General features: G+C 37.4%; 24 protein-coding genes and 1 other annotated feature. Of the genes, 21 read left to right on the top strand and 3 right to left on the bottom strand.

The window, feature by feature from the left end; all coding sequences use genetic code 11:
- Nucleotides 1-317 precede the first annotated feature (317 nt).
- The 17 genes from NST76_RS16055 (at nucleotide 318) to NST76_RS15975 (ending at nucleotide 17,177) form a co-directional block, all read left to right on the top strand.
- Nucleotides 318-686, top strand: a complete 369-nt coding sequence (locus NST76_RS16055) for a CidA/LrgA family holin-like protein (protein WP_036118937.1) — start codon at nucleotides 318-320, stop codon at nucleotides 684-686.
- Nucleotides 683-1,396: an LrgB family protein gene (locus NST76_RS16050; RefSeq protein ID WP_036118940.1), complete on the top strand. Its 714-nt coding sequence runs from the start codon at nucleotides 683-685 to the stop codon at nucleotides 1,394-1,396. The genes NST76_RS16055 and NST76_RS16050 overlap by 4 nt, the downstream gene beginning before the upstream one ends.
- A gap of 139 nt (nucleotides 1,397-1,535) precedes the next feature.
- Nucleotides 1,536-2,498, top strand: coding sequence for an FtsH protease activity modulator HflK (gene hflK, locus NST76_RS16045; RefSeq protein WP_036118942.1), 963 nt, complete (start codon nucleotides 1,536-1,538; stop codon nucleotides 2,496-2,498).
- Nucleotides 2,498-3,508: a protease modulator HflC gene (locus tag NST76_RS16040; protein ID WP_036118944.1), complete on the top strand. Its 1,011-nt coding sequence runs from the start codon at nucleotides 2,498-2,500 to the stop codon at nucleotides 3,506-3,508. The genes hflK and NST76_RS16040 overlap by 1 nt, the downstream gene beginning before the upstream one ends.
- A 183-nt stretch (nucleotides 3,509-3,691) precedes the next feature.
- Nucleotides 3,692-4,108 (top strand): hypothetical protein, encoded by a 417-nt coding sequence (locus NST76_RS16035; RefSeq protein WP_036118946.1) that lies wholly within the window; start codon nucleotides 3,692-3,694, stop codon nucleotides 4,106-4,108.
- Between the two features lie 286 nt (nucleotides 4,109-4,394).
- Complete coding sequence (gene polA / locus NST76_RS16030) at nucleotides 4,395-7,022, top strand: DNA polymerase I (RefSeq protein ID WP_036118950.1); 2,628 nt, start codon at nucleotides 4,395-4,397, stop codon at nucleotides 7,020-7,022.
- Nucleotides 7,023-7,034: 12 nt separating this feature from the next.
- Nucleotides 7,035-7,907 carry a bifunctional DNA-formamidopyrimidine glycosylase/DNA-(apurinic or apyrimidinic site) lyase gene (mutM, locus tag NST76_RS16025; protein ID WP_036118952.1) on the top strand — a complete coding sequence of 291 codons (873 nt, stop codon included), beginning with the start codon at nucleotides 7,035-7,037 and terminating at the stop codon, nucleotides 7,905-7,907.
- 13 nt (nucleotides 7,908-7,920) lie between these two features.
- Nucleotides 7,921-8,514 carry a dephospho-CoA kinase gene (coaE, locus tag NST76_RS16020; RefSeq protein WP_141904696.1) on the top strand — a complete coding sequence of 198 codons (594 nt, stop codon included), beginning with the start codon at nucleotides 7,921-7,923 and terminating at the stop codon, nucleotides 8,512-8,514.
- A 204-nt stretch (nucleotides 8,515-8,718) separates the two neighbouring features.
- A complete protein-coding gene (locus NST76_RS16015) occupies nucleotides 8,719-9,741 on the top strand; it encodes a glyceraldehyde-3-phosphate dehydrogenase (RefSeq protein ID WP_036118955.1) in 1,023 nt (340 codons plus the stop codon).
- Nucleotides 9,742-9,929: 188 nt separating this feature from the next.
- Nucleotides 9,930-10,400: a transcriptional regulator NrdR gene (gene nrdR, locus NST76_RS16010; RefSeq protein ID WP_036118958.1), complete on the top strand. Its 471-nt coding sequence runs from the start codon at nucleotides 9,930-9,932 to the stop codon at nucleotides 10,398-10,400.
- Between the two features lie 16 nt (nucleotides 10,401-10,416).
- On the top strand, nucleotides 10,417-11,781 hold the full coding sequence (locus tag NST76_RS16005) for a DnaD domain protein (RefSeq protein ID WP_036118960.1): 1,365 nt from the start codon (nucleotides 10,417-10,419) through the stop codon (nucleotides 11,779-11,781).
- Between the two features lie 27 nt (nucleotides 11,782-11,808).
- The gene (gene dnaI / locus NST76_RS16000) at nucleotides 11,809-12,738 is read left to right on the top strand and encodes a primosomal protein DnaI (RefSeq protein ID WP_255358782.1); all 930 of its coding nucleotides are present in this window, start codon (nucleotides 11,809-11,811) and stop codon (nucleotides 12,736-12,738) included.
- 502 nt (nucleotides 12,739-13,240) lie between these two features.
- The gene (thrS, locus tag NST76_RS15995; protein WP_340809320.1) at nucleotides 13,241-15,172 is read left to right on the top strand and encodes a threonine--tRNA ligase; all 1,932 of its coding nucleotides are present in this window, start codon (nucleotides 13,241-13,243) and stop codon (nucleotides 15,170-15,172) included.
- Nucleotides 15,173-15,342: 170 nt separating this feature from the next.
- Nucleotides 15,343-15,491: a sequence feature (ribosomal protein L20 leader region), on the top strand.
- Nucleotides 15,492-15,586: 95 nt separating this feature from the next.
- Complete coding sequence (infC, locus tag NST76_RS15990; RefSeq protein WP_025114499.1) at nucleotides 15,587-16,090, top strand: translation initiation factor IF-3; 504 nt, start codon at nucleotides 15,587-15,589, stop codon at nucleotides 16,088-16,090.
- Nucleotides 16,091-16,121: 31 nt separating this feature from the next.
- On the top strand, nucleotides 16,122-16,322 hold the full coding sequence (rpmI, locus tag NST76_RS15985; RefSeq protein ID WP_004226312.1) for a 50S ribosomal protein L35: 201 nt from the start codon (nucleotides 16,122-16,124) through the stop codon (nucleotides 16,320-16,322).
- Nucleotides 16,323-16,377: 55 nt separating this feature from the next.
- Nucleotides 16,378-16,737: a 50S ribosomal protein L20 gene (rplT, locus tag NST76_RS15980; RefSeq protein WP_004226314.1), complete on the top strand. Its 360-nt coding sequence runs from the start codon at nucleotides 16,378-16,380 to the stop codon at nucleotides 16,735-16,737.
- A 176-nt stretch (nucleotides 16,738-16,913) separates the two neighbouring features.
- Nucleotides 16,914-17,177: a DUF1294 domain-containing protein gene (locus NST76_RS15975; protein WP_058843380.1), complete on the top strand. Its 264-nt coding sequence runs from the start codon at nucleotides 16,914-16,916 to the stop codon at nucleotides 17,175-17,177.
- A 24-nt stretch (nucleotides 17,178-17,201) separates the two neighbouring features.
- Here NST76_RS15975 and NST76_RS15970 read toward each other — a convergent pair whose 3' ends face one another.
- Nucleotides 17,202-17,597, bottom strand: coding sequence for a hypothetical protein (locus NST76_RS15970; RefSeq protein ID WP_036121631.1), 396 nt, complete (start codon nucleotides 17,595-17,597; stop codon nucleotides 17,202-17,204).
- A 107-nt stretch (nucleotides 17,598-17,704) separates the two neighbouring features.
- On the opposite strand from NST76_RS15970, the gene NST76_RS15965 reads away from it, so the two are divergent.
- From NST76_RS15965 to NST76_RS15955, 3 genes are all read left to right on the top strand, one after another.
- On the top strand, nucleotides 17,705-18,190 hold the full coding sequence (locus NST76_RS15965) for a dUTP diphosphatase (RefSeq protein WP_036121628.1): 486 nt from the start codon (nucleotides 17,705-17,707) through the stop codon (nucleotides 18,188-18,190).
- A gap of 94 nt (nucleotides 18,191-18,284) precedes the next feature.
- Nucleotides 18,285-19,373, top strand: a complete 1,089-nt coding sequence (locus NST76_RS15960; RefSeq protein WP_342544143.1) for a M42 family metallopeptidase — start codon at nucleotides 18,285-18,287, stop codon at nucleotides 19,371-19,373.
- Between the two features lie 235 nt (nucleotides 19,374-19,608).
- A complete protein-coding gene (locus tag NST76_RS15955; protein ID WP_058843379.1) occupies nucleotides 19,609-21,135 on the top strand; it encodes a thiol-activated cytolysin family protein in 1,527 nt (508 codons plus the stop codon).
- 170 nt (nucleotides 21,136-21,305) lie between these two features.
- Here NST76_RS15955 and NST76_RS15950 read toward each other — a convergent pair whose 3' ends face one another.
- Both NST76_RS15950 and NST76_RS15945 read right to left on the bottom strand, forming a co-directional pair.
- Entirely contained in the window at nucleotides 21,306-21,965 is a 660-nt protein-coding gene (locus tag NST76_RS15950) for a 4'-phosphopantetheinyl transferase superfamily protein (protein ID WP_342544142.1), read from the bottom strand.
- A gap of 65 nt (nucleotides 21,966-22,030) precedes the next feature.
- On the bottom strand, nucleotides 22,031-22,990 hold the full coding sequence (locus NST76_RS15945) for an AraC family transcriptional regulator (RefSeq protein WP_036121620.1): 960 nt from the start codon (nucleotides 22,988-22,990) through the stop codon (nucleotides 22,031-22,033).
- Between the two features lie 56 nt (nucleotides 22,991-23,046).
- On the opposite strand from NST76_RS15945, the gene NST76_RS15940 reads away from it, so the two are divergent.
- The gene (locus NST76_RS15940) at nucleotides 23,047-23,769 is read left to right on the top strand and encodes an MptD family putative ECF transporter S component (protein WP_244504859.1); all 723 of its coding nucleotides are present in this window, start codon (nucleotides 23,047-23,049) and stop codon (nucleotides 23,767-23,769) included.
- The last annotated feature ends 25 nt before the right edge of the window (nucleotides 23,770-23,794 follow it).

The following is a 23,794-nucleotide window of genomic DNA, read 5'->3' as shown; positions in this document are numbered from 1 at the left end:
CTAATTACTAGAAACCCCCTATATGATTGTTAAGACGATAACCATAAAAAATCTACTATCTAGTTGGAGATTTTTTAATAAGGATTTTATTTTCACCATAGAAAGAATGTAGTGTCTTTTTTAGGCACTACATTCTTTTTCTGTTTTACAGGGAGGAAAAATAGGTGTAAAGTATAGTAGCATAAAGTTTAACAACAATTTTTTTGGCAATTGTTTGTTAAACCATCGCTTTGACAGTCAGTGAATCAACCTTCTTTTCATTTGAATTGTGTTTTTCTGACTGTTGAGGCAGAGAAAAAAATGAGAGAAGGATGACCATGAAAATCGTCAAAAGTATCGTGCAGATCGGCTATCTTTACATCCTATTATTTATCGGAAATACTATTGCACGCCTACTTCACTTGCCGATTCCAGGGAGCATAATAGGGCTTGTCCTATTATTTTTACTTTTACAGTTTCATATAATCAAGCTTGAATGGATTGAATTAGGAGCAGCTGTATTACTAAGTGAACTCCTACTATTCTTTATCCCATCTGCCATCGGTGTAATTGATTATCATGCTTTATTCGGTGTGCAAGGAATGAAGGTTGTGCTGGTCATTGCTGTAAGTGCAATTGTCGTGATGTTTGTAACGGGCTATACAGCACAATGGCTAGAGCAACGAAAGAAGAGTGATACAGTATGAGTCTATTTATTGCTACCATCAGCTTATTAGGAACTATTGCTATTTTCTATATTTGTAAAATGTTCTATAAGAAATATAAAAAAGAATGGTTATCACCCATGTTGATGACGCCTTTAGTGATTATAGGTATTTTATTGCTGACAGGCATACCTTATAAAACCTATAATACTGGAGCGAATGTTTTAACAAATTTACTAGGGCCAGCAACCGTTGCGTTTGCGATTCCGATTTATAAAAATGTGAATCTATTAAAAAAACACGCATTCGAAATTTTCGTCAGTATTGCGGTTGGCTCTGCAGTTGCTATCGTATCATCCTTTATCATGGCTCTAGTGGTAGGGCTGAATGATGAGTTGGTGCATAGCTTAGTGCCACGTTCAGTAACAACACCTATAGCGATGGACATTTCAAATATGATTGGAGGTTCCCCTACTCTTACAGCCGTATTTGTTATGACGACTGGTATTTTAGGGAGCTTGTTGGCACCCATCGTTATTAAAATTTGCCGTTTCCACAGACCTTCATCTAGGGGCTTAATGCTTGGGATGGGTGCTCATGGAACTGGTACTTCTAAAGCATTTGAAATTGGCGAGCTAGAAGGAACATTTGCTAGCCTGGCAATGATCGTTGCCGCCTTAATCAGCATTGTATTATCTACAACCATTTTCCCAGTATTTGAACATCTGGTTATCAATATCCTGTTGCCATAAAAGGTAACAGGATTTTTTTATCTTGCTTCAGAAATGTTTTTACAAAGCGTCACGTAAAAATAATTATATGAAAATATTTTGAAACTTTTTCTTAAGGTCTCCCGTAAACAATAGTACTAAGCAAAAGGGAGGAATAGACATGAGTGTGAAAAGGACACTAATGATAGTTGGACTTGGAATATTTGGTATTATTGCACTTATTACAGTTTTTACATCATGGTACACGGTGGATGAATCAGAACAAGCTGTTGTCATTACATTTGGTCGTGCCGATGATATGGTTACAAATCCAGGTCTTCACTTTAAATTACCTTGGCCAGTGCAGTCGGTCGAAATTTTATCAAAAGAAACATTTAGTTTACAATTTGGCTATAAGCAAAATAAAGAGGGAGATCTAGAGGCCTACGATGCTGAAACAAAGATGATTACAGGGGATGAAAATATTGTTTTAACAGACCTTGTTGTTCAATGGAAAATTACTGAGCCTAATAAGTTTCTATTTAATTCACAAGATCCTGAAAGAATATTACATAGCGCGACATCGAGTGCCATTCGTTCTATTATCGGAAGTTCTTCTATCGATGCAGCGTTAACAGAAGGTAAAGCTGATATCGAAGCAAAAACGCGTCAATTATTAGTATCTCTTATAGAAAAGTACGATATTGGAATTAGTGTTTTAGGTGTAAAATTACAAGATGTAGAATTGCCAAATAAAGATGTGCGTGCAGCATTCACAGCTGTTACAGATGCACGTGAAATGAAAAATACGAAAATAAATGAAGCTGAAAAATATGAAAACCAACGCATTAATGAAGCCCAGGGTGAACGAGATGCGATTATGTCAAAGGCAAAAGGTGCTAAAACAGCTCGTATTGAGCAAGCACAAGGTGATGTAGCTGTCTTTAATAAAATGTATGAGCAGTATAAAGGCAATCAACAAATTACACGTGAGCGTTTAATTTTAGAGACGCTAGAAAATGTCTTACCAAAAGCACAAATTTACATTATGAATGATGATGGTAGTACGATGAAGTACTTGCCGCTACAGTCACTACAACCTCAGCAGACACAAACAGAGAAAAAAGAAGGGAGCGGTAACTAATGGACCAAAAAAATAAGGATCTTGACAAATTCCTCAATTTTTTATCGGGCAAAAGTAAAAAAGCTGCTCCATCAGAAGGCGACTCAGGGGACAATGTAGTGAAAATGTCAAAAAAAGGTCCTAATAATCCAAAGAAGTATATCTCTCTAGCTGTAACATTAACAGCTGTATTTGCTCTAGTGATTATTTTATTAACGAATATTTATATAGTGAAGGAATCGGAATATGCAGTTGTTCGACAGTTCGGAGAGGTTGTTAAGTTCGAGCGCGAACCCGGTTTAAATATGAAAATTCCATTTATTCAAAGTGTCACTAAGTTACCAAAAAACCAAATGACATATGAAATTTCAGAAGAAGAGATTAATACAAAGGATAAGAAGCGAATAATTATCGATAATTATGCTGTATGGCGTATTACAGATCCAAAATTATTAATTTCTAATGCTGGGACGATTGAAAAAGTGGAATCACGAATGGAAGAATTTATTTATTCTGTTATTCGATCTGAGCTTGGACGAATTGATTATAATCAAATAATTAATGATGAGGATTCTTCGAGAGGCAGCATTAATGATACGGTGACTGAACGTGTTAATGAACTGCTTTCAAACGATAAATACGGCATTGAAGTAGTAGATGTACGTATTCGTCGCATTGATTTGCCAACTGAAAATGAGCAATCTGTTTTTACGAACATGATTTCAGATCGTGAATCCATTGCCCAAAAATATCTTTCTGAGGGAGATGCTCAGAAACGTCGTATTGAAGCCAAAACAGATCAAGAAGTACAAGAAATGCTAGCTACAGCCAATAAAGAAGCTGCCATTATTCAAGCTGAAGGTGAAGCAGAAGCTGCAAAAATTTATAATAAATCATTCTCTCAAGATCCTGAATTTTATTCTTTATACCGCACGCTAGAATCATATAAGAAAACGGTTGGAGAAGATACGGTCATCATTTTACCTTCTACTTCACCATATGCCAATATTTTGTCTGGTTATATAAAATAAACAGTCAATTAAAGTCGTCTCTTATGAAAGAGGCGTCTTTTTTATTGCTACAGAATTATAATTATCTATTTATTTGGATTGTTATTTTATGAAAATAATAGAAATTTATAATTTTATATTCCCCAATCTACTATAATTTGATAGAATGAAAATGTTTAAAATGAATAGTTGGGGGTAAGAGCTTTGAAATTAAAAATTAGCACATGGCTCCAAAATTTAGGGATCGCTTGTAGTATAGCATCGTTATTGACACTCTTCTTTCGCCTATCTGAATTTTCCTGGGTGACGAAAAGTGTTTATCATATACCAGTCTTTTTTGTTTGTATCTTTTTAATGAGTATTATTATTGCAGCGGATGTAAGAAATTTGTTTAAAAAATTGTTTTGGTATGAAAAACGTAAGATTCAGCGTCCTATTTGGCAAGTAGGGATCGGCTTTATTTTCTTTTTGGCACAAATCAGTATGGTAATGGTATTTAGTCAAGAGTTGACACAGCCACAATTAGGTGGTATGCCATTATTTCTAGTGATTGCCTTTATGAATGCATTTATATTAACCGTCATATATGAAGAAATTTTTTATCGTACATCCAATCAATAACAGCTATCGAATATTGAAATTTCAGATGGACCCAGATTATAACCTTTTAACGGTTTGATGATGTATTAATAAAGCCAATCGCATTGAGCGGTTGGCTTTTTGCTATGGATCGAGATGCAGAAGTGATGGATAAAACCACAAATGTGATGGATAGCGTGCCGAAAGTGACGGTTAGCACCTCGAAGGTAGCGGATAATCTTGCGGATGACCGTCTGCTTTTTTTACTTGAAATGCATTGTTATGATAAAGTAGAGGGAAGTAGAAGACAACGCAGGAGGATAAAATCATGACCAAAGAAAAATTACTATTATTGGACGGTAATAGTTTAGCGTATCGCGCGTTTTTTGCGTTGCCATTGTTAACGAATGATAGTGGTATTCATACTAATGCTGTATACGGCTTTACAACAATGCTACAAAGAATATTAGAGGAAGAACAGCCAACGAAAATATTGGTGGCCTTTGATGCAGGAAAAACTACGTTTCGCCATGAAACTTTCACGGAATATAAAGGTGGGCGACAAAAGACACCACCAGAACTATCAGAGCAGTTCCCTTATTTACGAAAGCTTATAGATGCCTATGGTATTAAGCAATATGAGCAAGAATTATATGAAGCGGATGATATTATTGGGACGCTTGCTAAAGAGGCTTCGTCACAAGATATGGATGTCATCATCGTAACGGGAGACCGCGATTTAACGCAGCTGGCGACAGAGCAAGTAACCGTTTATATTACGAAAAAAGGCATAACAGAAATTGAGAAAAATACACCTGCCTTTATTGCAGAAAAATACGGTTTATCACCGCTACAAATTATCGATATGAAAGGTTTAATGGGGGATGCCTCCGATAATATTCCTGGTGTGCCAGGTGTTGGTGAAAAGACCGCTGTTAAATTATTGAAAGAGCATGGCTCCGTTGAGGCACTTTATGAGGCGATGGATACATTGAAAGCTTCTAAAATGAAGGAAAAGCTGGTGGCTAATGAAGAGCAGGCTATCATGAGTAAGAAGCTGGCAACGATCTATACAGAAGCCCCTATTACGATTTCACTTGCTGACCTCGCCTATAACGGACCAAATGAAGAAGAATTAATCAATGTCTGGCGTGAGCTTGGCTTTAAATCACTCCTTGATAAAAGTGATTTTACAATGCAGGAAGAAGAGCAAGCACCTTTCGATTATGTACTAGCCGAAGAAGTGCAACCAGAGGATTTACTAGATGTAATGGCTGTCCATGTTGAACTGGAAAATGAGCATTATCACACTTGTCAGCTACTAGGAATTGCGTTGTCAGATGGAACAAAGACGCAATATATTCCATTTGATATTGCAGCAAAATCGGATGCGCTCCGTCGCTGGCTAGAAGATGCCACAAAAATAAAGTATATGTCCGATTCAAAGGCAGCTCAAGCGGCATTAAAGCGAGTAGGTATTCAATTGGCAGGCGTTGACTTTGATCTGCTACTAGCCTCTTATATTAATAATCCTGGATTAAGCGGGGATGATGTAGCAACACTTGCGAAGGAATTAGGTTACTATGATGTTCAAGCAGATGAGACGGTTTATGGAAAGGGAGCTAAGCGTGCAATTCCTGACATGGATCAACTTGCACAGCATGTTAGCCGTAAAGCCTTTGCTGTGTGGTCATTACAGCCAAAGTTAGCAACCTTATTAAAAGAGAATGAACAATTTGAACTTTATAAAAACCTAGAGCTACCATTGGCAGGGATTTTGGGCGAGATGGAAAGTGAAGGGATTACTGTTAACCGTGCTACGTTAGAGAAAATGGGTCAAGAGCTTAATGATAAGCTGATAGTGATTGAGCAAGAAATTTATGCGGAAGCTGGAGAAACCTTTAATATTAATTCCCCTAAACAATTAGGTGTTATTTTATTCGATAAGCTAGGGTTACCTGTCATTAAAAAGACCAAAACGGGCTATTCAACAGCGGCTGATGTACTGGAAAAATTACAGTCAGAGCATGCTATCATCAAACATATTCTGTTGTATCGCCAGCTTGGAAAATTACAATCCACATATATTGAAGGCTTATTAAAGGAAATCCATGAATCAGATAGCAAGGTCCATACACGCTTCCAACAAGCATTAACGGCGACAGGGCGTTTAAGCTCCACTGATCCAAATTTGCAGAATATCCCGATTCGTTTAGAAGAGGGTCGCAAAATCCGTCAAGCATTTGTCCCATCAAAAGAGGGGTGGATTCTGTTTTCTGCTGACTACTCACAAATTGAATTGCGAGTGCTTGCACATATGTCGGAAGATAAAAACCTTGTAGAGGCCTTCCGTGAAGGGATGGATGTTCATACACGTACTGCTATGGATGTATTCCATGTAGCCGAAGAAGAGGTTGATAGCAATATGCGTCGTGCAGCGAAGGCTGTTAACTTTGGTATTGTCTATGGTATTAGTGATTATGGCCTTTCACAAAACTTAGATATTACACGTAAGGAAGCAGCCACGTTTATTGAAAAGTATTTCGCAAGTTTCCCCGGTGTGAAACAGTATATGGATGATATTGTGCAAAATGCGAAATTTAATGGTTATGTCACAACGATTTTAAATAGACGTCGCTATTTACCAGACATTACAAGCTCCAACTTTAATTTAAGAAGCTTTGCAGAGCGTACTGCGATGAATACGCCGATTCAGGGAAGTGCTGCGGATATTATAAAAAAAGCGATGATCGATATGGATGCTCGATTGAAAAAAGAAAAAATGCAGGCAAAGCTACTTCTTCAAGTGCATGATGAATTGATCTTTGAAGCACCTCAGGAAGAAATTGCATTGCTAGAAAAAATTGTACCAGAGGTAATGGAAAATGCTATTGAGCTTTCAGTACCGCTCAAAGTAGATTTTAACCATGGCTCGACATGGTACGAGGCAAAATAAGGAGGGATTCAAATGCCTGAATTACCAGAGGTGGAAGGTGTCGTCCAGGCATTGAAACCAAAGATTGAAGGACGCACCATTCAACAGGTTCAACTATCTGAAAGAGTACATTTCTCTTTTAGTGAAGGGAAACAATGTATTGTAAAACAAGCAGAGCCTGATGCTTTTGAAATAACGATGTCCCAGATGACCATTACCAAAATTGAACGACGAGCGAAATACATTTTCTTTCATTTGCTGAGGGATGATGTTCCATATGTCCTTGTCAGTCATTTAGGCATGACAGGTGCCTGGTTTGTTGTCAATTCACCAGAAGAAATCCATGAGGCAAAATTCCAAAAGCATATTCATGCCACATTTAAAATGGCTGATGGAGGATACTTGATTTATTCGGATATTCGCCGCTTTGGCGAACTTCGCTTTCTAACAAAAATTGAAGATCATGCGCCATTAACAAAAATGGCCCCAGAGCCATTTGATGAGCATGCATGTGACTTTTTTATAGCAAAATCTAAATTACCGAAATATGAAAATAAGGCGGTAAAAGAAGTGATTATGGATGGGCAAGTCATATCGGGCTGTGGCAATATTTATGCTACAGAGGCATTGTTTGCTCAGAAAATTCACCCAGCACGCAAAATGAACCGCATCAGTGAAAAGCGGAAGCGGGCATTATTCAAGGAAATTGTTACTGTCCTACGTCAAAGCATTGAAGCAGGCGGTTCAACGATATCCGACTATCGAAATATTAATGGGGAAGCTGGGAGTATGCAAAATCGACTGCAAATGTATGGGAAAAAGCTATGTCCAGTATGTGAAATGGCAACAAGTCAAATGACGATTGGTGGGCGTACCTCAGTTTATTGCCCAAATTGTCAACATTAAAGGGGATTTAACGATGATTATCGGACTTACAGGGAGTATTGCAAGCGGAAAAAGTACAGTAGCAAAAATGATGATCGAACTGGGGTTACCGATTGTCGATGCAGATGTTGTAGCACGAGATGTTGTAGAACCAGGAACAGAGACTTTAGCATTCATTGCTGAAAGCTTCGGACAAGCCATTTTGCTTGAGGATGGCCATTTAAATCGAACAATGCTTGGGGATATCATTTTCCATGAGCCTGCTAAGCGCAAAATATTAAATGATATTATGCATCCAGCTATTCGCAAAGAAATGCTACGTCAGCGCGATGCCTATTTAGAGGCAGGACATGAGCATGTGGTAATGGACATTCCATTGTTATTTGAAAGTAAGCTGCAGCATTTTGTAGAGCGTATCATTGTGGTATCAGTCAGTGAAGAAGTTCAGCTCCGTCGCTTAATGGAACGCAATCATTTATCGAAAGAGGATGCATTGGCGCGTATGCACTCGCAGCTACCGATGTCTGTCAAAGAAAAAGGTGCACATGCGGTCATTTATAATAATGAGAATATAGAAAACACAGAGGAACAATTAATAAAAATCCTGCGCTATTGGGGTGTTATTTAATTGGTCAATCAGGTGCGTAGCAAGCCAATCTTGCTGCGCATTTTTTTATGGGAAAATGCCATAATAAAGAATAATTTTTCAGAAAATAAGAACTTTTATATTCTCAATATATAATGTTCATCTTTTTTAAAATTGTGTTATACTAATCACCATAAAGTATATAATTAATTAATTTGAGTTTGTACTCACGGGAGGATATTATAAATGACAGTATCAATTGCTATTAATGGTTTCGGGCGTATCGGACGTATGGTTTTCCGCCAGGCTATCGTACAACAAGGTTTAAACATCGTTGCAATTAATGCAAGCTATCCAGCAGAAACGTTAGCACATTTGATTAAGTATGACACAAATCACGGAACATTTGAGGGTACGGTAGAACCAGCAGGCGATGCTTTAGTTGTAAATGGTAAACGTGTTCAAATTATTAGTGAACGTGATCCATTAAAATTACCTTGGGCTGAAATGGGTGTAGATATTGTTATTGAAGCTACTGGTAAATTTAATGAGCGTGATAAAGCAGCTATGCACTTAGAGGCTGGGGCAAAAAAAGTAATCCTAACAGCACCTGGTAAAAACGAAGATGTCACAATTGTTTTAGGTGTAAATGATGACAAACTCGATATTGCGAAACATGATGTTATTTCAAATGCTTCTTGTACAACAAACTGCTTAGCGCCAGTTGCAAAAGTATTGAATGACACATTTGGCATTGAAAATGGCTTAATGACAACGGTTCATGCATATACAAACGACCAAAAGAACTTAGACAATCCACATAAAGATTTACGTCGTGCACGCGGCTGCGCACAATCTATTATTCCAACATCTACAGGTGCTGCAAAAGCATTGAAATTAGTTTTACCTGAATTAGAAGGTAAAATTCATGGTATGGCACTTCGCGTTCCTACACCAAACGTATCTTTAGTAGACCTTGTAGTAGATTTAAATACGGATGTCACAGTTGACTCTGTCAATGCAGCATTCGTAAAAGCTGCAACAGAGGGGCCAATGAAGGGCATTCTCAACTTCTCAGTAGAACCATTAGTATCTGCTGATTACAATACAACTACTTACTCTTCAACAGTTGATGGACTTTCTACAATGGTTTTAGGCAATCGCAAAGTGAAAGTACTTGCTTGGTATGACAACGAGTGGGGCTACTCTGCACGTGTTGTAGACCTTGTGAAAAAAGTGGCGAATGCTTTAGAGACAGTAAACGCGTAATAATTTTTTATAGAGAGCACATTGAAATCGACATGGTTTCAATGTGCTCTTTTTTTGGAGAAACTTTCCTTGTGCTTTAGGTTCTTTAGGTTTATCATGAGCACACAAACATGAATGCACTTTTCTTACATGTAGGAAATTTGTTATAATAGAAATATTAAAATGTTGTAAATCAGGAGAGTAATTATATGAGATGTCCATCTTGCCAATTTAACGGAACGCGTGTTGTGGATTCGAGGCCAGTAGATGATAACAAAGAAATTCGTAGACGTCGTGAATGTGAGTCATGTGGCTTCCGTTTTACAACGTTTGAAAAGATTGAAGAAACACCATTAGTTGTAGTGAAAAAGGAAGGTTCACGAGAGGAGTTTAGCCGTGAGAAGGTACTTCGTGGGCTTATTCGTGCTTGTGAAAAACGTCCAGTGGCGCTTGATGTACTGGAGGAGCTTGTCCTGTCAATTGAAAAGGATCTTCGCCGTATTGGAAATTCAGAAGTACGTTCAGAAGATGTTGGTGAAATGGTAATGGACCGCCTAGCCAAAATCGATGAGGTCGCTTATGTGCGTTTTGCATCGGTTTACCGTCAGTTTAAAGATATCAATGTCTTTATTGAGGAAATAAAGGACATTATTCAACGTCAGACGGAGAAGAAATTATAGCAAACAGAGAGGATGAATGACGTTGATTCATTTATATAAGGAATTGCAGCCTGGCGATCCTTTCGACATTCGTCTACCTCATGCATTTTCTACACAGGAGCGTCAATTAGTTACATTATTTTATCAACCATTAACGGGTTCAGAGCCAATCAGCCTTTATTTAACATTATGGGCGGAAGCAGAGCAAATGCCAAAACAACAAATGACACATTATTATTTAATGAATGTGCTTGGATTGCCCATTGGTAAAGTGTTTGAAGCTCGTATTGCACTAGAGGCAATTGGTTTGCTGCGTACATGGAAAAAGGAAAATGCTGGTGAGCGTAGTTTTTTATATGAGCTACAGCGCCCACTAGATGCAGATAGCTTTATGAAAGACCCGTTGCTGTCGATGTTTTTGTTTAGCAAAATTGGCGAACAGGCCTATCGAAATTTACGTCAGCGCTTTATGTCACCAATAAAGGATACGGAGCTTAAGGATGTGTCCCGTGCCTTTATTGATGTCTTTAAGCCTGTTCACGCTAATATTCCAGCAGATATACAAGTAGATACGAGTCATAAGGATAAACAACCGAAAGTATATCCTTTTTATTTGGAGCAATTTGATTTTGAGCTATTACAAGCAGGTTTGTCAGAGCAATTGGTACCTTCCAATTTGCTGACATTAGAAGTACGTGAAGCGATAGCAAAACTGGCGTTTTTATATCATTTAACGGCCCTTGATATGCAAAAAGTTGTGATTCTTGCTTTGGATGATGATTTAGGAATTTCCCAGGAACGTTTACGTAAGGCCGCTGCCGATTTTTATAAATTAACCGTGTCAAAGGAGCCGCCAAAATTAGCACGGGTAACTGAACCATTACCAGCAGCAGAAGCAGGGCAAAAAACGAAGGATCAAGAGCTCCAACACTATTTAGAAACGACAGCACCTGTACAAGTGTTACGTGATATTAATAATGGAAAAGAGCCTTTGCAAACTTCTGTCCAGCTAGCGGAAAATTTAATCGTTCAGCATGGTATGCCTATTGGAGTGGTCAATGCTTTGTTAGAATACGTTATGCTAACGACAGATATGAAGCTGCCAAAAAAATATGTGGAAACGATTGCGGATCACTGGGTACGTAAAAATGTTCAAACAGCCAAGGAAGCTATGGAGCTTGCACGTCAAGAGCATGATAAATATACGGCTTGGAAAAATAAGCCACAGACTACAAGTAAAACGAATCAGCAAAACAAAAGACGTTCAGGACAGCAACGTGAAGAAAAAGTGCCTGAATGGTTCTATAAACGGAATGAAAAACAAGAGGAATCTACTTCTAGCACAATAGATTTTGAAAAAGAGCGACAGAAAATATTAGAGATGCTAGGAAAAAGTGAATAGTAAAGAAGGTGAACAACTATCGAACCTATAAATGGACCATTAAAACGAGCAATTAATGTACCCTCGTTTCAAGAACGCTATGAAGCAATGCGACGTGAAATTTTAGAACATCCACGTGTGCAGGAATTCTTAGCTCAGCATGCAGATGAATTAAACTATGACAATATAGAGCGAAATTTACCTAAGCTTCATGAGTTTATTAGTCAATCTACTGAGTGCTGTGGCTGTGACAATACGGAACATTGTACAAACTATTTAAAAGGCTTCCTTCCTACATTAAGGGTAGTACGGAATTCTATTGAAATGGACTATGTACGCTGTGAGCAAAAAATCAGAGAAGAAGAACGTCGAGATGTTGCGAATATGATTGCCAGTATGCACATGCCAAAAGACGTGCTTCAAGCAACTATTCAAGATTTAAGTATTGATGATGAATCACGTGTGACAATTGCACAAAAGGCAGCTCAATTTGTAAAAATGACAAAAGAAACAGGTCAATTACCTTCAAAAGGTTTTTACTTATACGGTAAATTTGGTGTAGGGAAATCTTTTGTACTTGGAGCACTAGCTAATGAATTAGCGTCCACTAAAATTCGCTCTGTTGTGGTTTTTGTTCCAGAGTTTTTACGAGAAATGAAAAACGCCATTGGCGACAATACCTTGAACGAGAAAATTGATTATATAAAAAAAGCTCCTGTTTTAATGCTAGACGATTTAGGCGCAGAAACGATGACGGCTTGGACACGAGATGAAATATTAGGAACTATTTTCCATTATCGTATGGCAGAGCAATTGCCAACGTTTATTACATCTAATTTTAATTACGATGAATTAGAGCATCATTTAGCACAGTCACAAAAAGGTGATATCGAGGTTGTAAAGGCAGGACGTATTATGGAACGAATAAAAGCCTTGACTGAGCCCATTGAAATGCGAGGTAATAATCGTAGAATGTAACATGGCATTGATAGTTGCATTTTTCGACAATCGAGCGTATACTGACTCATATACTTAATATCAATATGCATTGATGAGGACATGAATTTTGTGTATCGGCTTATAGAGAGGGAAGTCATTGGCTGAAAACTTCCTAGTGTGAGCACATCATTTACTACCTACTGAGCAGCGAAAGGGATAATCTTTCGCCGGTCCCTAGCCCGTTAGCTAGCCTTGAGCTTCGTCTGACTTTGGATAAGTCGGAAGGAAGAAGGGTGGAACCACGAGCATACGCTTCGTCCCTTTCGTAGGGACGGGGCTTTTTTATTTGTCTCAGATTTCATTGAAATCGTTGTGGGAAATGGTGGCTCCGCTCATAAAAGGAAAGAAGTAGCTCATGAAAGTAATGTCTCCACTCTAACCGAGTAGGACCCCGCTCAATTCAAGCCGAAGTCACACAAACAATGACTCAAGCTAATCATCAAGCATTATGTATTCAACAAAATGAAGGAGTGCAAAGAATATGTCAGAAATGATTAAATTAACTTTCCCAGATGGCGCTGTAAAGGAATTTGCAAAAGGTACATCAACTGATGATGTAGCATTATCTATTAGCCCTGGCTTACGTAAAAAAGCTTATGCCGGTAAAATCAATGGTGTGTTAGTAGATTTAAAAGCACCAATTGAAGAGGATGCAACAATTGCGATTATTACACAAGATGATGTGGAAGCACTTGAAATTTTACGTCACTCTACTGCCCATTTAACAGCACAAGCTATTAAACGTCTATTCCCAGATGTGAAGCTTGGTATTGGCCCAGTCATTGAAGGTGGTTTCTACTATGATATTGACTCACCAACACCAATTACTGCTGAAGATTTGCCAGCAATTGAAAAAGAAATGAAAAAAATTATTGCTGAAAACCTAGAAGTAGAACGTAAAAATGTAAGCCGTGCCGAAGCACAAGCAATCTATGAGGAGATTGGCGATGAATATAAATTAGAATTACTTGAGGCCATTCCAGCAGATGAGCAAGTATCTATTTATTATCAAGGCGAGTTTTTCGATCTTTGCCGTGGTATTCACGTACCATCAACTGGGAAACTACGTGAATTCAAGCTGTTATCATTAGCAGGTGCATATTGGAGAGGGAACTCTGATAACAAAATGCTACAACGTATTTATGGTACAGCGTTCTTCAAAAAAGAAGAATTAAAACATCACCTACAAATGCTAGAAGAAGCAAAAGAACGTGATCACCGTAAAATCGGGAAAGAGTTAGAACTATTTACAACTTCTCAAAAAGTAGGTCAAGGTTTACCACTTTGGTTACCAAATGGTGCAACAATTCGTCGTGTTATTGAACGTTATATTGTCGATAAAGAATTGTCACTAGGTTATAAACATGTTTATACACCTGTATTAGGTTCGAAAGAGCTTTATCAAACTTCGGGTCACTGGGATCATTACCAAGATTCTATTTTCCCACCAATGGAGATGGATAACGAGACATTAATTATGCGTCCGATGAACTGTCCTCACCATATGATGGTATACAAAAACAGCATGCATTCTTATCGTAACCTACCATTACGTATTGCAGAGCTTGGTACAATGCACCGTTATGAAATGTCAGGAGCGGTTTCAGGTTTACAACGTGTACGAGGAATGACTTTAAACGATGCACATATTTTTGTTCGTCCAGATCAAATTAAAGCGGAGTTCCAAAAAGTAGTACAGTTAATTTTAGAGGTTTATAAAGATTTCGATTTAAATGATTACTCATTCCGTTTATCTTATCGCGACCCAGCAGATACTGAAAAATACTTCGATGATGATGCAATGTGGGAAAGAGCACAAAGCATGTTAAAAGAAGCAATGGATGAGCTTGGCTTAGATTACTTCGAAGCAGAAGGTGAAGCGGCATTCTATGGTCCTAAACTTGACGTTCAAGTAAAAACAGCGATTGGTAAAGAAGAAACTTTATCTACAGTTCAATTAGACTTCTTATTACCAGAGCGATTTGACTTAACGTATGTTGGGGAAGATGGAAAACCACACCGTCCAGTTGTTATTCACCGTGGAGTTGTATCAACAATGGAACGTTTCGTTGCCTTCTTAATTGAAGAATACAAAGGGGCATTCCCAACTTGGTTAGCACCAGTACAAGTAGAAGTTATTCCAGTATCGAATGAAGCACACTTCGACTATGCAAAACAAATTGAAGAGCAATTAACAGCAGCTGGCTTGCGTGTGGAAATGGATGATCGTGAAGAGAAATTAGGCTATAAAATCCGTGAAGCACAAATGAAAAAGATTCCGTATATGCTAGTAATTGGTGACAAGGAAGTAGAGGCGAATGGCGTAAATGTTCGACGCTATGGCTCAAAAGATTCAGAAACAATTAGCTTTGAGGATTTCCTAGCAACTATAAAAGCCGAAATTACAAAATAAGCTTTCATAATAAAGTACGCTTGCCAAAGTGAGGGTTTCTGTGTAAAATGAATCTTGTTTTTGTATAGAACATTTGCATTTAGGCTAAGCTAGTAGTGATAAGAAAATAAACATTTGACAGCTTATCATATACATGCTAATATAGTTAAGGTTAATGAATACAAAGTTTGTGGTTGAAGTAGAGGCTGCCCGCTTCTCACCTGATACAACGCTTTAAAGGCTGTGAACAGGTATGACACGTTGAATTGTTTTGCGTAGACTTGCGCATGCACATATAGCGGGCGGACATCTTCAAAAATGTCCGTCCTTTTTTTATGGACATGACAAGAGGATGTACCGTTCAACCGGGCAAGACTTTGCCCAAACCATGTATTCGCGACAACTACTTGGAGGTGGATTACTATTAGCAAAGACATGTATGTAAACGAAGGCATTCGCGCACGTGAACTTCGATTAATCGATCACAATGGTGACCAGCTTGGTGTAAAGACACGTAATGAAGCGCTAGAAATCGCCACTCGTGTAAACTTGGATCTTGTCCTTGTGGCCCCTCAAGCCAAGCCGCCAGTCGCTCGTATCATGGACTATGGTAAATTTAAGTTTGAACAGCAAAAGAAAGACCGTGAAATTCGTAAAAATCAAAAGGTCATCGTCATGAAAGAGGTTCGTTTGAGCCCATCAATCGATGAGCATGATTTCCAAACGAAGTTACGTAATGCGATTAAATTCCTTGAAAAAGGCGATAAAGTAAAATGTAGCTTACGTTTCAAAGGTCGTGCGATTACACATAAGGACATTGGTCAACGTGTGTTAGATCGTTTTGCTGAAGCTTGTGCTGAAGTATCAACGGTAGAACAAAAACCGAAGATGGAAGGCCGAAGCATGTTCTTAGTTCTTCAACCAAAGAACGAGAAATAATATTAGACGAACAGTTTAGGAGGAATTCGACATGCCAAAAATGAAAACTCACCGTGGAGCTGCGAAACGTTTCAAAAAAACGGGTTCAGGTAAATTAAAATATGACCGTGCTTATGGAAGCCACTTATTCGCAAACAAATCTACGAAACAAAAACGTCACTTACGTAAAGCAAACATCGTTTCATCTGGTGACTTCAAACGCATCAAATCTTTACTTGTTTACATGAAATAATTGACTACAAAAATACTAACATTCATTTTTAAATGAAAAGCAGGAGGTAATTCATATGCCACGCGTAAAAGGCGGAACAGTGACGCGCAAACGTCGTAAAAAAGTATTAAAATTAGCTAAAGGTTACTATGGTTCAAAACATACATTATATAAAGTTGCTAACCAAGCGGTAATGAAGTCAGGTCAATATGCATACCGTGACCGTCGTCAGAAAAAACGTGATTTCCGTAAATTATGGATCACTCGTATCAATGCAGCTGCTCGTATGAACGGTCTTTCTTACAGCCGTTTAATGCACGGTTTAAAAGTTGCTGGTATCGAAGTTAACCGTAAAATGTTAGCTGACCTTGCTGTAACAGATGCTGCAGCATTCACTCAACTAGCAGACGCTGCTAAAAAAGCAGTAGCTAAATAATAGTTGACGTAGTCAACTATTATTTCTGCACCGAAAGCGCAGCGGCAGGTGCAAAATAGGAATTTTCTGCACCGAAAGCATAAGCGACAGGTGTTAAAAAAGACTGATGGATTTTTCCATCAGTCTTTTTTGTGTTAGATTAGTAGTATAACGTTTTCTAGATAAAGGAGTAAGAAATGGGACAAGCATTATTAGCGTATATGAGCATTGTATCGATTGTGCTGCTCATTTTAATGGGTATGGATAAATCACGTGCTAAAAAACATGAATGGCGTATTGCGGAGCGCACGTTGTTTACGCTTGCCATAGCAGGAGGGGCAGGAGGTGGCGTGCTAGGTATGTATTTATTCCGCCATAAAACACGCCACAATCGTTTTGCATTTGGTTTTCCACTATTAGCAGCCATTCAAATTTTTATCATTGTACAATTGTGGTCATAATTGACATGAATTAAAAACACATCCTCATGATGGGGATGTGTTCCGCATAAGCTGTTCAATGGGCTGCTTCCAATTAATTTTTGCGTTTGGATAGTTCAATAAAATTTCCTGCTGTAAATATTCAAAGTCGCTTTTGGAGAGGCCTTGCAGCGTCGCAGCGTCACGCGCACCGACAAAAATAGTCACAACCTCGAAAGCATCCTCTGTCGTGCCTAGGTATTTTTCACCTTCAAAAAGAGCACCCTTATAGGAAATGAAGAAATTCTTTCGCACATTTTTAACGTCATCGTAAAAATAATATTGGCCTTTTTCATAGGCTTCATCAAGTTTGCGTTTAGGATCGGTTATATAACGAATCGCTTTATAAAATACATAGATAATAAGCGCTATCACAGCAAGTCGAATTAGTAACGGCAACATTTTTAAATTTTCCCCCTTGAAGAAAGGTTATTCTTTCCTATACGATTAGAGAGGTCAAATAGTTTCATTTTATTTAAAATATTTTTTTAGAAATTTAGGAGATAAAAATGAATTTACAACAATTGTTTACAATGCAACAAGAGCTGGATGATTTTATCGAGCAAACACAAAATATTCAGCAAGATGTGTTTCAGGAAAAGGGCTTAGCCTTAATGGTAGAGTTAGCAGAGCTTGCGAATGAAACGCGCTGCTTTAAGTTTTGGAGCACAAAGGGGCCTTCAGCACGTGAGGTTATTTTAGAAGAATATGTGGATTCTATTCACTTTATCTTATCGCTTGGCTTATTAAAGGGCTATACATCGATTGAAAAGTGGCCTGTGGTAGAAGAAAATCGAGATTTAACAGCCATTTTTTTAGAGACACAAAGTGCTATTTTAACATTTATTCAGCAACCTACCAAAGAGCGCTACTTAGCCATTTGGCAATGCTACGGGGTACTCGCGTATAACCTCAGTTTTACATTTGAGGACGTGGTTGGCGCTTATATTGAGAAAAACCAAGAAAATTACCAGCGTCAGCGTTCAGGATATTAAAGTAAGAAATACACTAATTTTCAGACGATTAAGCTAGGAATATTTCGGTAAACGAAGTATAATAAAGTAGATACGAGAAGTAGGAGGCAAAAGGATGACACAACTAGATTCAACATTGCAAATGTTTAAAGATTTAACAGATGCGAATGGTATTGCAGGTAATGAGCGTGCACCTCGTGAGGTCATGAAAAAATACATTGCACCATATGCAGACACTGTAGAAACAGATAACTTAGGTAGTGTAATTGCTAAAAAAGTAGGCGATGAAAACGGTCCTAAAATTGTCGTAGCAGGACATTTAGATGAAGTAGGTTTCATGGTAACGCAAATCGATGACAAAGGCTTTATCAAATTCCAAACGGTAGGCGGCTGGTGGAGTCAAGTAATGCTTGCACAGCGTGTAACGATTACTACTCGTAAGGGTGATGAAGTGATTGGGGTTATTGGTTCAAAACCACCTCATATTTTACCTGCAGATGTACGTAATAAAGTAGTAGACATTAAAGATATGTTTATTGATATTGGTGCTGCTTCTAAAGATGAAGTACTTGAGTGGGGCGTGCGTCCTGGCGATATGGTAACACCATACTTTGAATTTAATGTTATGAAAAATGATAAGTATCTATTAGCAAAAGCTTGGGATAACCGTATCGGTTGTGCTATTGCGATTGATGTTATGAAAGCGTTACAAAATGAAAAGCATCCTAACATTCTTTATTCAGTAGGGAATGTACAAGAAGAAGTGGGGCTTCGCGGTGCTAAAACAGCAACATATAAAATCCAACCAGATATTGGATTTGCAGTAGATGTAGGTGTAGCAGGAGACACGCCAGGTGTTACAGCTAAAGAATCAACTAGTAAGATGGGTGCTGGCCCACAAATCGTTGTGTATGATGCATCTATGGTATCACACCGTGGCTTACGTGAATTCGTATTAGATGTAGCAGATGAGCACAATATTCCATATCAATTTGAAGCGATGGCTGGCGGTGGGACAGACGCTGGCTCCATCCACGTAACAGCAAATGGCGTACCAGCACTATCCATCGGTATTGCGACACGCTACATCCATTCACATGCAGGTATCCTACATCGTGATGATTATGATAACGCTGTTAAATTAATGGTAGAAGTTATTAAAAAATTAGACCGTGATGCAGTCAATAAAATTACATTTGATTGATTGAATGATAAGAACTAAATAGAATTCCCATAGTTTTGCCTTCTAACGACAATGTTAGGAGGCTTTTTTCGTTGCTCAAACCAATATAGCTTACTTAAGAGGGAATAGTTAGGATATCATAGCAAATGTTACACAATAGTCATTAGTACATACTAGATAGCAAGTTGAAAATGAAACCAAAATACTATTTTTGAAAATTAATTTTGTATGGTATAATTTCCTATAAAAGGAGTGGATTTATTTGGGAATTCAAAAAGTAATCAAGTTTTTATTATGTTTATCTCTTAGTTTATGTATCATAAATTATCCTAGTATTTCTTTTGCTGAAACACTTGATATGAATACATCTAGTGAAAAAAGCATATCTGACATTGATACAGGTATAGCAAACTTGAACTACAATAACAAGGAAGTATTAGCAGTGAATGGTGACAAGGTTGATAGCTTTGTTCCAAAAGAAGGTATTAACTCAAATAATAAATTTATAGTGGTTGAACGTAATAAAAAATCACTTACAACTTCACCGGTGGATATTTCAATTATTGATTCTATGGCGAATCGTACATATCCAGGAGCATTACAACTTGCAAACCGAGCTTTTGTAGACAATCAACCTAGTTTATTGGTAGCTAAAAGAAAACCCCTAAATATTAGCATTGATTTACCTGGCATGAAAAGGGAAAATACTATAACGGTGGATAATCCAACATATGGTAATGTGTCTGGTGCAGTAGATGAGTTAGTATCTACTTGGAGTGAGAAATATTCCACAACACATACTTTACCTGCAAGACTACAATATTCTGAATCTATGGTTTATAGCAAATCTCAAATAGCGAGTGCTCTGAATGTCAACGCTCAAGTTCTTGACAATTCACTAGGGATTGACTTTAATGCGATTGCGAACGGCGAGAAAAAAGTGATGGTTGCAGCATACAAACAAATATTTTATACCGTAAGTGCTGAACTACCTAACAATCCATCAGACCTTTTTGATGATAGTGTCCATTTTGAAGAATTAACGCGTAAAGGGGTAAGTAATGATGCTCCTCCCGTTATGGTATCAAATGTAGCTTATGGTAGAACAATTTATGTGAAATTAGAAACAAGCTCTAAGAGCAAGGATGTACAAGCTGCTTTTAAAGCCTTACTGAAGAATGTCAATACGAATGTAGAAACTAGTGCACAGTACAAGGATATTTTTGAAGAAAGCTCCTTTACGGCTGTAGTATTAGGAGGAGATTCACAAAAGCATAATCAAATTGTCTCAAAGGACTTTAATGATATTCGAGGAATAATTAAAGATAATGCAGAATTTAGTCTTAAAAATCCAGCATATCCAATTTCGTATACAAGTGTTTTCTTAAAGGATCATTCAATTGCTGCTGTTCATAATAATACAGATTATATTGAGACGACATCTACAGAATATTCTAAAGGAAAGATCATCCTTGATCATTATGGTGCATATGTTGCTCAATTTGAAGTAGCCTGGGACGAATTTTCCTATGATGAAAATGGAAATGAAGTATTAACCCATAAAACTTGGGATGGAAATTGGAAGGACAAAACAGCTCATTTCTCTACAGTAATACCACTTCCTGCTAATTCAAAAAATATAAGAATTTATGCAAGAGAGTGTACAGGTCTTGCCTGGGAATGGTGGAGAACGGTTATTGATGAATATAATGTTCCAATGTCTAATGAAATCAAAGTCTCCATTGGAGGAACGACATTATACCCAACAGGTAGTATTAATTAACATCAAAATTCATCATAATGATGTGAAAAATGATATTCAATTTCGATAATAGCGTTTTACCTCCTAACAAATTATTGTTAGGAGGTTTTTTGCGTTGGTTAGAACCTGTACAAGTCCGATTGGTGAAAGCAAATAATCCGTGAGAGATAGAAAGCCCCCACGGATTGCAGTCAAGATTCATAAACCATCTTATTGTTGAAAGAGGTGATGATAGTCTGTAAAGATAATAATTCAATAGCATTTGCTTCAATAGCTTCAGTAGAGCAGCAAGCAAGCGAATATTGTCCTTCGAGATGGGTGGATAAAAAAGAAAGAATGTCACAATGGTTACCATGGAAATGAATAGTGCCTTCCATTATTTTAAAAGAAAAAGATTGAAGTGGCGTTGATAAGCCAATGCCTAAGTATTTGATGTAGGCTTCCTTTAATGTCCAAAGCTTAAAAAAATAATCTAATTGATCCTTGTCCGATAACGTGATGAGATCCTTATATTCCTCAGAGGAGAATATATGCTGGGCAAGATTGAGATCCAATAAATGATGCTTTTCAATGTCAACGCCAATTTCTGTATTACTGACACCACAAAAAACATAATTTCCTGAATGAGAAACATTGAAAAAGGCATTTGGTAAATTTTTAATAAAAGGTTTGCCATACGAATTATTAGCAAATTCAATAGTACAGGGGGCTATATTAAAATTTGTTGAAATTAAATATCTAGCTAATATATCCCCTAATAGCCCTCGCTTGTAGTCTTCTTTATAGTGAAATTTTTGGAGTCTATTTTTTTTCTCATTGGAAATAAAAGCTGTAAGTTTCGAATGGTACATGTCAAAGTGTACATCTGTAATTGAAAGTAAAGCCAGTTTTATAATAATTATACCCTCCTATTCGTTTAGCCTTTCGATAATTGCTGTCTATATTCTTTAGGTGTGAGGTCTAGATAACGTTTAAATAGTTCTGAAAACCTTCCGGCACTTTGATAGCCTACTTTCCGAGCAATCTCATTAATAGGAAGCTCTGTATGAGCTAGTAGTTTCTCAGCCTGATGGACTCGTTGCTTTTGGATATATTCAGTAATTGTACAATGATACACTTCTTTAAATAGCTTTTTTAATTTTGTAGCACCCATACATGAAATTTTCGTTAAATGATCTAATGTTAGTTGAAGCGTATAGTAATTTTCGATATGAGCGGCTACATGCTCAATATGGTGAATATCTTCTTTAGAAATTTGTGAGCAATGACATGTTTTATCAGAAAGGGCTCGTTCCATAATGAGAGCCAATGCTTCATATACTTTTCCTTCATAAAAAAGGGCAGAAGTTAGGTCGGAACCACGATAAGCAGCTATTTGTCGAAGGAGAATAACCATCTCTGAAAAAGTAGATGTCGCTTTTAATGTTGTTAACGCTTGTCGTGGATTCACATATTTTTCACCATATTTATATGCTAAAAATTGATCACAAAATGTAGCAGTAAACTCAATGCCAATTGATTGTACTGGAATATTTTTATGAATAATAGCACTATATTTTTCACCTTTGCTCCAATAGCTTCTTATATAGCCAGACTTTAATGGTTGATAAGGATGAAGCTCCTCGCCTGAAATAGATTCGTAGTATGTGATTGTTAGTAGCTCAGGCATCGTTAATTCTAATCGATGATCCTCAAAAAAATAAAAATCATGAATAAGAATAGAAAACATATCTTTGGCATGATATATCCAATAATACCCGTTACCTAAAGCTGGATCAATTGTGAAAGTAGTTCCTATGGCGTTATATTTACTCTTCTGATCATCTTGTGAAAATCCATTTTTTAATAATAGAGGTTCAAAATGTTGTAAAGTCATTTGCTTTCCCCTTCCCTCAATTAGACATTCCTTTTCCTTGATTAGACGTAAACACAGTGTGGGCATATTTTTATGTACTGTTATTCATTATAATAGATAATGATAATCGTTATCAATTAAAGATGCTAATTATAGTAAAAATTACAATAGAAAGGGATTGTGATGTAAATATGTATACACAAACGATGCAACAAAAAACGCTTACGATGAAAGATTTAATAACAGTCGGTATTTTCTCAGCGCTTTTCTTTATATTTATGATGATTGGGTCAGCCTTTTTCGCACCCAACCCTGTATTGACTTTTTTAATGCCAGCGGGTGCAGCCCTATTAACGGGCCCTATTTATTTATTAATGCTAGCGAAAGTACCGAAATTTGGCCCAATACTAATTTTGGGGATATTGATAGCGATTATTACGTTCGTAACAGGAATGTACTGGTTATGGTCATTAGCATGTATAGTACTAGCTTTGCTAGGCGAATTCATTGCATCAATCGGCAAGTATAAAAATAATACGATTAATATGATGAGTTATATTGTTTTTTCACTTCATCCTATGGGGTCTTACATAATGCTATGGTTCAATCAACAAGCATATAAGGAGTATTTAGTAGGTCAAGGAACAGAACAAGCTTATATGGATACGATGCTAACAACGGCCCAAAACTGGATGCTACCAGCAATGATTATTGGTACAATGCTCTGTGCACTCATTAGTGGTTTTTTAGGGAAAAAATTATTGAAAAAACAGTTTGAGAAATCTGGGGTACTGGCATAGCTAGAGTGGTGAAACTTTAAGATTA

This window comes from Lysinibacillus sp. FSL W7-1291 (assembly GCF_038593415.1).
GTDB lineage: Bacteria > Bacillota > Bacilli > Bacillales_A > Planococcaceae > Lysinibacillus > Lysinibacillus fusiformis_D.
This window is presented reverse-complemented; position numbering and strand designations above follow the sequence as displayed.